12 protein-coding genes are annotated in these 12,762 nt (G+C 44.8%); 6 read left to right on the forward strand and 6 right to left on the reverse strand.

The genetic code is table 11. From position 1 onward, the window contains the following. The first annotated feature begins 70 nt into the window (after positions 1-70). The 3 genes from V2H45_RS16175 (at position 71) to V2H45_RS16185 (ending at position 3,350) form a co-directional block, all read left to right on the forward strand. Complete coding sequence (locus tag V2H45_RS16175) at positions 71-2,110, forward strand: lipoxygenase family protein (protein ID WP_330484692.1); 2,040 nt, start codon at positions 71-73, stop codon at positions 2,108-2,110. A 165-nt stretch (positions 2,111-2,275) separates the two neighbouring features. After that, positions 2,276-2,869, forward strand: a complete 594-nt coding sequence (locus V2H45_RS16180; protein WP_330484693.1) for a hypothetical protein — start codon at positions 2,276-2,278, stop codon at positions 2,867-2,869. Positions 2,870-3,029: 160 nt separating this feature from the next. Continuing rightward, the gene (locus tag V2H45_RS16185; protein ID WP_330484694.1) at positions 3,030-3,350 is read left to right on the forward strand and encodes a type IV pilin-like G/H family protein; all 321 of its coding nucleotides are present in this window, start codon (positions 3,030-3,032) and stop codon (positions 3,348-3,350) included. On the opposite strand, the gene V2H45_RS16190 is transcribed toward V2H45_RS16185, so the two are convergent. After that, the gene (locus V2H45_RS16190) at positions 3,351-3,485 is read right to left on the reverse strand and encodes a hypothetical protein (protein ID WP_330484695.1); all 135 of its coding nucleotides are present in this window, start codon (positions 3,483-3,485) and stop codon (positions 3,351-3,353) included. Positions 3,486-3,687: 202 nt separating this feature from the next. Here V2H45_RS16190 and V2H45_RS16195 point away from each other — a divergent pair, with 202 nt between their 5' ends. Continuing rightward, on the forward strand, positions 3,688-4,929 hold the full coding sequence (locus tag V2H45_RS16195) for a SpoIIE family protein phosphatase (RefSeq protein ID WP_330484696.1): 1,242 nt from the start codon (positions 3,688-3,690) through the stop codon (positions 4,927-4,929). Between the two features lie 91 nt (positions 4,930-5,020). Here the strand turns inward: V2H45_RS16195 and V2H45_RS16200 are convergent, their stop codons facing one another. The 3 genes from V2H45_RS16200 to V2H45_RS16210 all read right to left on the reverse strand — a co-directional run bounded on the left by V2H45_RS16200 (position 5,021) and on the right by V2H45_RS16210 (position 8,306). Next, positions 5,021-5,239 carry a hypothetical protein gene (locus V2H45_RS16200; RefSeq protein WP_330484697.1) on the reverse strand — a complete coding sequence of 73 codons (219 nt, stop codon included), beginning with the start codon at positions 5,237-5,239 and terminating at the stop codon, positions 5,021-5,023. Between the two features lie 122 nt (positions 5,240-5,361). Beyond that, on the reverse strand, positions 5,362-6,846 hold the full coding sequence (locus tag V2H45_RS16205) for a glutamate synthase subunit beta (protein ID WP_330484698.1): 1,485 nt from the start codon (positions 6,844-6,846) through the stop codon (positions 5,362-5,364). 176 nt (positions 6,847-7,022) lie between these two features. Further along, the gene (locus V2H45_RS16210) at positions 7,023-8,306 is read right to left on the reverse strand and encodes a Glu/Leu/Phe/Val family dehydrogenase (protein WP_330484699.1); all 1,284 of its coding nucleotides are present in this window, start codon (positions 8,304-8,306) and stop codon (positions 7,023-7,025) included. Between the two features lie 148 nt (positions 8,307-8,454). On the opposite strand from V2H45_RS16210, the gene V2H45_RS16215 reads away from it, so the two are divergent. Next, complete coding sequence (locus tag V2H45_RS16215) at positions 8,455-9,249, forward strand: DUF928 domain-containing protein (RefSeq protein WP_330484700.1); 795 nt, start codon at positions 8,455-8,457, stop codon at positions 9,247-9,249. A 26-nt stretch (positions 9,250-9,275) separates the two neighbouring features. Next, positions 9,276-11,600 (forward strand): CHASE2 domain-containing protein, encoded by a 2,325-nt coding sequence (locus V2H45_RS16220; RefSeq protein WP_330484701.1) that lies wholly within the window; start codon positions 9,276-9,278, stop codon positions 11,598-11,600. Positions 11,601-11,656: 56 nt separating this feature from the next. On the opposite strand, the gene arsH is transcribed toward V2H45_RS16220, so the two are convergent. Together arsH and V2H45_RS16230 are read right to left on the reverse strand one after the other, a co-directional pair. Further along, positions 11,657-12,274: an arsenical resistance protein ArsH gene (gene arsH, locus V2H45_RS16225; protein WP_330484702.1), complete on the reverse strand. Its 618-nt coding sequence runs from the start codon at positions 12,272-12,274 to the stop codon at positions 11,657-11,659. Positions 12,275-12,278: 4 nt separating this feature from the next. Continuing rightward, complete coding sequence (locus V2H45_RS16230) at positions 12,279-12,761, reverse strand: phosphatase domain-containing putative toxin (protein ID WP_330484703.1); 483 nt, start codon at positions 12,759-12,761, stop codon at positions 12,279-12,281. Position 12,762 lies beyond the last annotated feature (1 nt).

The following is a 12,762-nucleotide window of genomic DNA, read 5'->3' on the forward strand; positions in this document are numbered from 1 at the left end:
ACCTCATTTTCCTCAAATCCCTTCCTACTCTTGTTTGTATTTTTAGAGATGCCCACAATTGGTTATTGAAATGACTCAAACTTTGCCACCAGATGATTCTTCCGAACCTAATGAGAAGAAGGCTGAAGCTTTGCCTGACCAAAAATATACCTATAACCATAATGCCTTTGCCCAGATGCTTGCCAAGCAACCTGATGCCAAACTGACCTATCCCATTGCTTCGGCAGTTGCCTTTGACGATAATTCGCTGACAAAAGGCGGATGGATTCGTGATGTTGTTTCCATCTTGTTGCGAGTTCAGGCAAACCAAGCCATGTATGATGTCGCCATCAAGGGTGGCTTCATTTTCAGCCTCATTTGGTATGTAAGGCTTTCCAGACTTCTGAGCGAAAATCTAGGCTGGATCGAACGCCTTTATAAAGCTTTACTGTGGGTAATTCAATGGCTGTACAAGAAATTTGGTGAAACGCCAAAATCAGAAAATATTCAACAGGACGTGAATACCATCAATACATCTACGGATGCAGCAGAAAGAAAGCAGATTACAGAGATGGTAGAAAAGCGCGTTGTTGGCATGGTGAGCGATGTTCAAAAGAAAACCTCTAAAAAAGCGCTAAAACACCAGACCACTCTCGATTCCAAACTTGCGTTCAAAGACTATCAAGACCTATTTCAGACGATCTATTTACCTACGGTTGCCCATCGAGCACTGGAGGATAGAGTCTTTGCCTCACAACGAGTTGCTGGGGTAAATCCTTTAGTGATTCAAAGATTGACAACCATTCCAGAAAAGTTCCCAATTACCGATACCGACTATCAAACTGTGATGGGTGCAGAAGATTCGCTCGAACAAGCTATTCAAGAAAATAGATTGTACATTGCAGACTATGAGGTTTTGCAAGAAGTCCAGCTAGGTACTGTACAGGATGGCAATAAGACAGTTCAAAAATATCTTTGTCATCCGATCGCGCTGTTCGCTGTTGAACCAGGAGATTATCCCAATCGCAAGTTAGTCCCTGTGGCGATTCAGTGTTATCAAAAGCCATCATCAGATAATCCTATTTTTACCGCCCCTTCGCTTCACGCTTCTGCTTCAGAGCGTTGGGCTTGGCAGATGGCAAAGTTAACCGTGCAAATTGCCGATAGTAACTATCACGAGTTGATTTCTCACCTCGGTAGAACGCATCTATGGATGGAACCGATCGCGATCGCCACCTATAATCAACTGGAAGCTCCGCATCCTCTAGGCATTTTATTAACCCCTCACTTTGAGGGAACTTTGTATATTAACGATTCAGCTACTAAAGGTTTAGTAAATCGCGGTGGAACGGTTGACAAAATTGCGGCTGGAACTTTGGAGTCTTCAGTCTTACTCAGTCTCAAGGGTGCGAAAGGCTATCCTTTTGCTTTTAATGAATCATCTTTGCCCAAGACCTTGGAACATCGGGGTGTCGATGATGCCAACGCCTTGCCTGATTATCCCTATCGCGATGATGCACTTTTACTTTGGGACGCCATCCATAACTGGGTCTCAGGCTATCTTAAGATCTTTTATGCAGACGATGTAAAGGTTCTCAATGATGCCTGCTTGCAAAATTGGATTGCTGAGTTAGTCGCTAGCGATCGTGGACAAATGACTGAGATTGGAGAGGTAACTGAGGAAGATCCCACCCCTCGCATCCGAACCTTACAATATCTCATTGAAGCAGTTACCCTGATTATCTTTACGGGTAGTGCCCAACATGCTGCCGTAAATTTCCCCCAATCATCTTTAATGACCTACATGCCCAATATGCCCATGGCGGGTTATAGAGAAGCCCCTAAATCCGTTACGGGCATTCAAGAAGCCGATTATTTTGATTTGCTTCCCTCTTTGGCTCAATCAGAGAACCAACTGAATATGACCTATTTATTGGGATCGGTTTACTATACGCAGCTTGGCATCTATGGCGATCGCTATTTTACCAATGAACTTGTGAATGGTTGCTTGCAAGTATTTAACCAAAGACTTGCCGAAATTGAGCTTGAGATTAAGGCAAGGAATGAAAAACGCCCTACGCATTATGATGTCTTGCTGCCTTCCAAAATCCCTCAAAGCATCAATATTTAATCACCCATGTTCTTTACAGACCTCACCCTTTTCTTTCCTAAACATGAAATGGGTGAGATGTTTTTATTACTTTTATGAAGAGAATTCTTGATGCTATATCTGCTACTACAACTTTGTGCCACAATTCAAACATTCAGATAAATCTAAGTTCTAGGGTGTATGGCGATGAAATATCTAACTTCTATCGGCTTAGCAATGTTTGTCAGTGCAACAGCATTGGTGGGCTATGGCTGGCAAATTGGGAATATTCGGGGAGGGATGGAGGCGATCGCAGCGGAACCCTCAGAAGTGCAAGCTGAAACCCAAAAACTAATCGGACAATGGGAGATCAATCTAGCTGGCGATGATTCAAATAAACGAATTCTAATTTTTTTGCCTAATGGTAAGCTGTATTTCGTAGATCCAAGGCAAAAAACTGCGATCGCAGGCGAATATCAGGTCAGCAGTAACAATGGACAAATTTATCTAGATGTCATGCAAGGAAGCATCGGCTCTCGCGTGACTTTTTCGATTAACGATCGCGGTCAACTCGTTATTCCTCAAATCCAAATTCCTTGTGGATTGCAATACACAAATGGGGGAGTTATGGGCACGCTATTTATGCCCAATACACTTTTTTTAACGCAAATCTCAAAGGAGGGTAAGCTTCCCTCTGATATTGAAATTGTCAGTTTTGCCTATCAGACCAATCGAGTAGCTCAATCGGAAGCAAGAACTTACGTTAGTTGGATGAATAAGGGAGCACAAGCCTTTTTGTAATTGCTCAACTTAGTAAAATCAACAAAAAATGACTGTCAAAAAGTCGATTTTACCTCTATTTTATCTATATATCAGCAAATTATCGTTTGACAAATGAGAATGGTGTCATTTAGCTAGTTTTTGAGACAATTTATAGGCTGAAACCCTGATTCCTTCTAGGTTGAGCAATTACGCCTTTTTTACCGAGAGATCGTACTTTACTGGCAAAGTAGATGAGTTAGGCGTTGGCATTAAACCCGAAACCGAAAAATATAGCTATCAGATTGTGGTTCTAGATACCAAGAAAGCAGTTCAAACCATTGGGGTTGCCAAAAAAGATGGTCTGATGTCCTACACAGGACTGGTTTATATCAAAGCACTAGGAAATTCTGAGGATATTTACATCGAAGCTTTATTATGCTCCAGTAAGAAGCCCACAAAAGTTAAGCCCCCTAGATTTAAGCTTTCTCCTCAGCCAACCTGCCCTGATGGATATGAGTGATTAGACTAAATCAGAGTCTCCAGACAAAAGCGCTTCTACATCGGTAGACAGCAAGTAGCGATCGCTACTTGCTTTGGAGGCTATGGTATTCTTTGTATAACCACTGAGATTCCCCAAGGCGATCGGCTTTGTCATGTCGAGATTGGCGGTATATTAACGATCCTAAATGATACCTGAGAGATTCTTTCTTCTGCGTAGAATCTATAGGGGCAATTCATGAATTACCCCCACAGAAATTAAATAGGATTTCTATAGATTCTATAGAATCGATCGCAGTCAAAATGATTTGGGTTAATGCTCTTGACATGAATGTGATTAAATTTGGAGTAGCCTGTAGATGGTTAACATCCCAAATCCAGAATTAAGTAGCCTCCTCTCAGAGAATCGTTCTATTCTGAATACGATTGCTTCCTGTTCCGTTTTCGAGGGGATCGACCTTCAAACGATCGAACGACTCTTGCCATACTTCAGAATTAAATCGATCGAGGCGGGAGAAGTCCTGATCGCGCCTGGACAAGAAAATCACCATTTATACTTGTTATTACTTGGGGAATTACGGATTTATCTTGCTATCTTTGATGAATTGAACCCTAATAGTGAGATGTGGGGCATTATTTCTCCTGGTGAGTGTATTGGAGAAATGTCAATTATCGAGAATAAGCCAGTTTCAGCCCGTGTTGTCGCTGATGGCGATTGTGAATTGATAGAAATTCAAGAGACAGTTTTTTGGGAACGCTTGGTTCCCATCCCAAGATTTGTGAAAAATCTGCTTCAGGGTCTATCAAGGCGAATGCGGAAACATAATGAGATTGCGCTACAGAAGCAGATCGCTTCCGAGCAACTCCATAGAGACTTGAGGGCAGCGAGTAAAATCCAAGCTAATATTTTGCCTCAGATGCCATTGTTCCCAAACCATCCTAAAGTTGATGTTTTTGCGAAAGTTATTCCAGCAAAGGAAGTTGGGGGGGATTTCTTTGACTGCCTAGAGTTAGACGAACGATATATTTACATTGCGGCTGGAGATGTTTCTGGCAAAGGAATTCCAGCAGCTCTGTTTATGATTCGCGTGATTACCTTACTGCGTTTGATGATTTCAAGTTCTAATTCACTCGCCTCAAGCTTTACTTCGATCAATCAACATCTTTGCAAGCACAATAAAGATGATATGTTTGTAACCATGTTTGTGGGTATTTTTGATGTTGACTCTGGTCAGTTAATCTATGTCAATGGTGGGCATAATCAACCATTTTTGAGGAATGGAAGTCAGCCTTTTGAAATTTTGAATGTGCCTCCAGGAATGTTGCTGGGTGTTTTTGAGGATGCTAGCTTTGGTCTGGCAGAATTGACCTTGCGTCCAGAAGATACGCTGGTCATTTATACAGATGGAGTGACAGAAGCAGAAAATGAGAACAAGGAATTCTTCACGACGATGAGAGCCGGTGAAGTTCTAAATACAGTTCCATCCCAAGCAACTTCTCAGAACGTTGTGGAAACCCTCGAAAAATCGGTGTTTGATTTCTCAGGTAACGTCTCACAGTCAGATGATATTACGATCCTGTCTTTACGCTATCTTGGCTAAAAACGAGAAACTTTTAAAGTAGTTGCCTCAACTGAATTAAAGCGGGCAAGATACCCGCACTACAAATTCGCTATGGAGACAGACCCGCTAGCTAGTAGCTGTCATTACCATCTACAGTTCGCACCGAGAGTAGTCGGTTTGCTTGGTTGAGTCGGTCGGCGATCGCTTGCTGCCATGTCAGGCTAACATCGGGATCGGCCAAAATTTCTTGCGCTAACTGACGATAGATTGCACTGGTGACAAGATCGACTTGCTCTAGCAAACTGAGATTGTCATAAACCAATTGGGGAGAAACCATTGTGCCTTCCATAATTTCATTTCCTTCCTTGAATGGGGGATGAGGGATAGGTAATCGGCGACGAGCTTAAAAGACGATCTATTTAAAATCTCATGACCCATTACCCATAATCACTGATTACTATTTACCGATGCTTAGGGCAGATCGGTGCTACCCATGAGATAGCGATCGCAGGCTTGAGCCACACCACGACCTTCGTTAAATGCCCAGACTACGAGGCTCTGTCCGCGACGGCAGTCACCTGCGGCAAACACACCCGAAATACTGGTGGTATAACTGCCATAGTCGGCTTTGACGTTACTGCGAGCATCGCGTTCCACACCTAAAGCATCGAGCAAAGGCTGCTCGGGGCCGAGAAAGCCCATCGCTAACAGTACGAGCTGCGCGGGAAGGACTTTTTCAGTGCCAGGGATGCGATCGGGAACAAACTGACCCTTGTCATTTTTTCCCCACTTTACCTGCACGGTGTGAACCGCTTTGACATGACCGTTTTCGTCATCTTCAAACTTTACTGCGGTTGTGAGATAAGTGCGGGGATCTTCACCAAACTTAGCAGCCGCTTCTTCCTGTCCGTAGTCCATCTTGTAGACTTTAGGCCATTCGGGCCAAGGGTTATCCGCAGCGCGCTTGGTTGGCGGCATGGGCATGATCTCTACCTGCACGACACTCTTGCAACCATGACGTAGTGAAGTCCCAACACAGTCCGTACCCGTGTCTCCGCCACCGATAATCACCACATCTTTTCCTTCTGCCGAAATAAAGTCTTCGCCGCAGTGGTTATCGAGCAACGACTTGGTGTTGGCTGTAAGGAAGTCCATGGCAAAGTGGATGCCCTTGAGATTGCGTCCTTCAATTGGCAAATCGCGAGGCTTGGTTGCACCCGTGCAAAGCACGACAGAGTCAAATTCCTTGAGCAAGGTTTCGACAGGTAAGTCTTTGCCAATCTCGACATTGCAGACAAAGGTAACGCCCTCGGCTTCGAGCACGTTGAGCCGACGCATAACTACAGATTCTTTTTCTAGCTTCATGTTGGGGATGCCATACATGAGCAGTCCACCGGGGCGATCGCTGCGTTCGTAGACGGTGACCCAATGGCCTGCTTTGTTAAGCTGGGCGGCGGCAGTTAAGCCCGCAGGGCCAGAACCAACGATCGCAATTTTTTTACCCGTGCGCTTTGCGGGTAGTTCGGGGGTAATCCACCCCTCTTCCCAGCCTTTGTCAATGATCGAGACTTCGATGTTTTTGATTGTTACAGGTGGGTTATTTATACCCAACACGCAGGAACCCTCGCAGGGGGCAGGGCAGACGCGACCCGTAAACTCTGGGAAATTATTGGTTTTATGCAGGCGATCGAGTGCTTCTTGCCAGAGACCGCGATAAACCAGATCGTTCCACTCTGGGATCAGGTTGTTGATCGGACAACCGCTCGCCATGCCACTAATGATTGTCCCCGTATGGCAAAACGGTGTGCCGCAGTCCATGCAGCGCGCGCCTTGAGTGCGCAGTTTCTCGTCTGGCATGTGCTGGTGAATCTCGTCCCAGTCCTGAATGCGATCGAGCGGCAGTCGGTCAGCCGGCAATTCGCGAACATATTCGATAAAGCCTGTTGGTTTTCCCATAGTCACATTCGATTTAATTTTTTATTCTAAATCTAAAAATACAGTCATTGCTATCCTGTAACAGGAAGTCTTAAATATTGCCAAGCACAATTTAGTTCTCCACAAACAATTTCAGCGTTATATGGTCTGTAAAACCCAAGGCGAATTGCGAATGCTATTTAAACAAGCGTGGCAAGCTACTGCATATAATAATCCCTCGTTCCCTTGGCATCGATCGCTTCGCTAATGCGATTGAGTGAGTGGACATAGGCAGCTGTTCGCATGGAAATAGAGAGCTTCTGCGCGATCGCCCAAATTTGATTGGTCTCATTCACCATTTTTTGCTTGAGACGACTGTTGACCTCATCTAACGTCCAATATAGACCGCTGCGATTTTGCACCCATTCAAAATAGCTGACCGTCACCCCTCCCGCATTGGCAAGAATATCGGGAAAGATTAAGGTTCCCTTTTGATTGAGAATGAGATCGGCCTCTGGTGTAATGGGGCCATTTGCGGCTTCCACAATGTATTTGGCTTGAATCGTATGGGCGTTCTTTTTGGTGATTTGATTTTCTAAGGCGGCAGGAATGAGAATATCGACATCCAAAGCCAGTAACTGTTCGTTTGTAATCAGCTCATGCTCGACAATGTTGCAGACTGAATCTTGGCAATACACTGCTTTAAAATCACGGGTAGATTGCTTAAATTGAATCAAGCTCTTGATATCGAGTCCCTGTTTGGCATAAATGCCGCCTTTAGAGTCACTTACCGCCACCACTTTGTAGCCTGCTTCGCAGAGGAGATCGGCTACCACCGCGCCAACATTACCAAAGCCTTGCACTGCCACCGTAGTGATTTCTCGCACGGGTTTAAATTGTGGCATCAGGGTTTCAATCACATAGTAAGCCCCCATGCCTGTGGCAGTATCTCGACCTAAACTGCCGCCCATCGACAAGGGCTTGCCCGTAATCACCGCAGGCGTGATCTGTCTTTGAATAATGTTGTACTGATCCATCATCCAACCCATAATTAACTGGTTAGTCTGCACGTCTGGTGCAGGAATATCGACGTTAGGCCCGATGAAATCAGCGATCGCATCGATATAACCGCGACTGAGACGTTCTAGCTCAAATTTAGAGAGTTGTTTTGGATCGAGGGTAATTCCGCCTTTCGCACCGCCAAAGGGAAGATCTAACACCGCACATTTAAACGTCATCCAAAAGGCAAGTGACTGGACTTCGTCCATGCACACATTCGGATGATAGCGAATTCCGCCCTTTGTAGGGCCTCTGGTATCGTCATAGCGCACCCGATAGCCCTGAAAAATCTTAAGCGCACCATTGTCCATCCGCACAGGAATGGAAACTTGGAGACTGGCTTTAGGATATTTAAGATGCTCAGCAGCATCTTCGGTAATTTTGACATGCTTGAGTGCTTCTTCTAGTCGTTTACTAGCATCCGCAAATAATGACCCTGACATGGCAGTGTATGACCTATAAAAACTTCGCGTAAACTTCGAGGAAAAATTCGAGTAAGATGTTCGGTATGAACGATTTTAGCGTTTTTGCGTCATAATCCTTAATTAAGCATAAACGGTCATTGTTTCTGTGCATGGAAGGCTAACCATTATGGCAATTAAATCTTCTTACCTTTTTGCTTCTACCTGTTCGCTGCTCTTGTCTCTGAGCTTTCTGCCACTCCAGATTGCCTCTGCATACGCTCAAGATGTAGTAACGAAAGAAGCGACCAAAGGAGCAACCAAAGGGCAGAAAGTACGATATATCCCGCCTAAAGATATTGGCATTCTTAAAATATCTTTACCAGGAATTTTTAGGAACCCTCCCGAAAAATGCGATCCCACCATAGATGTTAGTTGTTTGTCCGCCTTAGTCCCTGATGCAGATCTTAAATTAAACCCTCCACCTCTAACGTTATCGGCTCGACCTACTTTTTTCTTTAGCATGCCTCAAGTGCGAGGAAGAGCATCTTTTAAGCTTTATGATGTCGATAATGCTGGGAAGCTTAGGCAAATTTACTCAACAACTTTTCAAGTTGACAGTCCAGCAGGTGTGATCGGTTACACCATGCCTGTGAATGCCCCAGAGCTAAAAGTGAACAAAATCTATGCTTGGCGCTTCACCCTAGGAAATCTTTATAAAGATGAGTTTAAGGAGGTGCGTGGCTCGATCCAACGGGTCGAACTCAGTCCTGGCTTATCAAAGCAACTAGAAAACTCATTGCCTTTGGAACGCGCTAGCGTTTATGCCAACTTGGGGATTTGGTATGATTCGGTAAAAATTCTTGCTGAGCTTCAGCGGGAAAATCCCGATCGCAAAAAGCCCTTACCAGAATGGGTCGATCTATTAAAGTCAGCCAATCTCGATCAATTGGCAACAAGACCTTTTACCAATATGAGTCCATAGGTCACAAAATTTTTTCATGAGGTTACATGTGGTCTAAACTCAAGCTGCAAATCTGGCAGTGGCGAGGGGTACTCTTAGCGGCTCCCAGTGCTACGTTGCTGGTGCTAATCTTGCGTTTGAGTGGTTTTTTACAACCCTTAGAATGGGCAATGCTCGATCAGTTTTTTCGATGGCGATCGCCTGAGCCAGACGATCCGCGCGTTGTGATTGTGGGCATTGATGAGCCAGCTTTCCAAAAGCTAGGATGGCCGATGAGTGATGGCAAATTGGCTGAGGTATTAACCAAGATCGAACAGCAAAAGCCCAGAGCGATCGGATTGGATCTAGCTCGTGATTTACCTGTCGAACCCGGGCATCAAGCGCTTGTTGCCTTTTATAAAAACACCTCTCATCTGATTGGAGCCGAAAAAAAACCTAGTTCAAATGACGCAACCAACAAAGAAGGTTCCGTCATCAATCCGCCACCTGAACTTCAACAGCAAGACCAAGTAGGCGATATCAGCTTGCCCATAGACAGTGACAACAGGGTACGGCGAGGACTACTCTCTCAACAGTTTCGAGATCGACCTCCCAGTTTGAGTTTTGCCTTAAAGTTGGCACTGATTTACTTAAAGATTGAACCCGACGAAAATATTCCCTATCCCGAAGCGATTAATACCGAACATTTTCGTGAAAATGATGGGGGTTATATTCGAGCCGATGACGGTGGGCATCAAATTTTGATTAATTTTCGCCGATCGTTGCATGGTTTTCGAACCATATCGGTTGTTGATGTCCTAGAAGGAAAGATCCCTCCAGATTTAATGCGCGATCGCGTGGTTTTAATCGGCGTAACCGCCCCCAGCACAAAAGACTTTTTTGTTACGCCCCTTGATGGTGGATTGGGAAACAATCGCCTACAAACCCCAGGAGTGGAAGTTCACGCCCAAGTTGTCAGCCAGTTGATCGGTGCAGCGATGGAAGGGCGAACAGGGATCAAAACTTGGTTTGAGATTTGGGAATATCTATGGATTTTTGGCTGGTCTATCGTAGGAGCAATGGTAGTCTGGCAATGGCGATATGTAGATTCTGAGCGAGATTCTGAGCCATCTCTTTGGCGTAACGGTTTGCGGATTATTCGCTCCTTACGCGTCGCGATCGTGAGTGGAGTCTTGTTGGGGATTGCGGCGATCGCTTTTGTCTATGGATGGTGGATTCCGATTGCGCCACCTCTGCTTGCAACTTGGGGTGCGAGTATCTTGGTAACGAGTTACCTTGCCCGTTCCGCTTCTCAAATTCGTACCTATTTTAGCCGTTATCTCACAGACGAGGTGGTCGCTCGCTTGTTAGAGACCCCTGAGGGCTTGCATTTTGGGGGTGAAAGGCGCAAAGTCACGATTCTTATGTGCGATCTTAGGGGCTTTTCTACCATATCTGAGCAATTACCGCCTGAAAAGGTCGTAGAAATCCTCAATGTGTTTCTGGGAGCTATGACCGATGTAATCAACCAGTACCAAGGAACGATTGATGAATTTATTGGCGATGCAATTTTAGTGATTTTTGGTGCTCCGATCGGTCGGGAAGATGATGCTCCCCGTGCGATCGCTTGTGCGATCGCGATGCAGTTAGCAATGACCTCAGTCAATCACGCTTTGGAGAAGATGGAATTACCCCAAATTGCAATGGGAATAGGGATCAATACGGGCGAAGTCGTCGTTGGGAATATTGGTTCTCAATCTCGCGCCAAATATGCAGTTGTGGGCAGTCAGGTGAACCTAACCTCGAGAATTGAATCCTACACTGTGGGAGGACAAGTTCTTGTTTCAGAAAGCACCTTCGCCCATGCCGATGGAATTGTACAGACCAATAGCAGTATGCAGGTTGAGCCTAAAGGGGTAAAGCAACCGATTACCATTCATGATGTTTGCGGTATTGCTGGGAAATATAATCTCTTTTTGTCTGAGATCCAGGAGCAGTTTCATAAACTCAAAACCCCTATTCCCATTGAATATCGCATTTTAGATGATAAGCATTTAGAAAATGAGACTTTTCAAGGAACCATTCTCAAACTATCCGAACATCGGGCTGAAGTGCTCAGTGAGTGTGTCATTCCACCTCTGGTCAATATCAAAATCCTCTTGCTAGCAATTCAATCTGATTGGGAAGGTGAAATTTATGCTAAAGTTTTAGACCTCGCATCCACTCATCCCCCTAATACAGAAGCAGCAGAAACCTCAGAGCAGAATTTCCCAGAGTCAAAGATTCAAGATCGGAACTTGGTTGGGAATTCCACCAAACTCTACATCCATTTCACGACTATCCCTTCTGCAATTAGTACTTGGCTTAAACAACAAATCATTGAGCCAAATTAAATTACGTTAATTTGGTATAGGAAAGCCTTAAAGACATAGTTATCCGTTGGCATAAGCTAGCTATTTTTCTCTTTTTCTTTACGTTCGCTGTAGCGATCGCATAGGTAATCCACTTTATCCCTTAAAAGCAGGGTAAATTTATAGAGTTCTTCCATGACATCGACGACGCGATCGCGGTAAGCCGATTCTTTCATCGTTCCATCTTCGTGAAACTCCTGATAGGCTTTAGCTACCGACGATTGATTGGGAATTGTGAACATGCGCATCCATCGTCCTAGAATACGCATGGTATTCACTGCATTAAAGGATTGGGAACCGCCGCTTACCTGCATGACAGCCAAAGTCCTGCCCTGAGTCGGTCGCACAGCACCGATACTTAAGGGAATCCAATCAATTTGATTTTTTAGAATTCCCGTGATATTGCCGTGCATTTCTGGACTGCTCCATGCCTGCCCTTCAGACCAAGTGCTGAGATCCCTTAACTCCTGCACTTTGGGATGCGTATCGGGAACGCTGCCGTAGATAGGCAATTCACGCGGATCGAAAAATTTCACTTCTGCACCAAATTCTTGGATGATTCTTGCTGCCTCCTCTGCTAAAAGTCGGCTGTAAGAGCGTTCTCTAAGAGAACCATAGAGAAACAAAATTCTCGGTGGATGGTCAAATGATGTCATAACGTCAATTTTTGGGTAACTCTGAACCTTGCGCTATTTGTTTTTGCAGGAAAAATTCATGTAGGAATTCTACTTGAGCTTCTCTAAGTTCCACGGCAGGATTTGCATTTTGTACGATTTCTAATGCCTCAGTATAGGTTTTACCGAGATTGATGAGATAGGCTGCCAAAAAAGTTCCTGTCCGTCGCCTACCACTGGTGCAATGAATTGCGACACCATGTCCTAAATTATTTTGATGTTCGACAAACTGACGGAGAGATCCGATCTGTGCAATGGATGGAGAAGTTCCACCCTTAACAGGCAACCAGAGAAAAGGCATTTCTAGCTGTTCGTACAGATCTAAATTAGCTGAATCGTCCATCACGGAAACGATCGCTCCTATCCCAGCATCTTTCAGTAGAGAGATCTCTTCTGCCGTGGGTTTCCGAACACCAGCTACTTGGTTGGGAATCACCCACCACAAGTTATCAGAAATTTTTTCTTCCATC

The sequence above is a fragment of the Tumidithrix elongata BACA0141 genome (assembly GCF_036349135.1).
Lineage (GTDB): Bacteria > Cyanobacteriota > Cyanobacteriia > Pseudanabaenales > Pseudanabaenaceae > Tumidithrix > Tumidithrix elongata.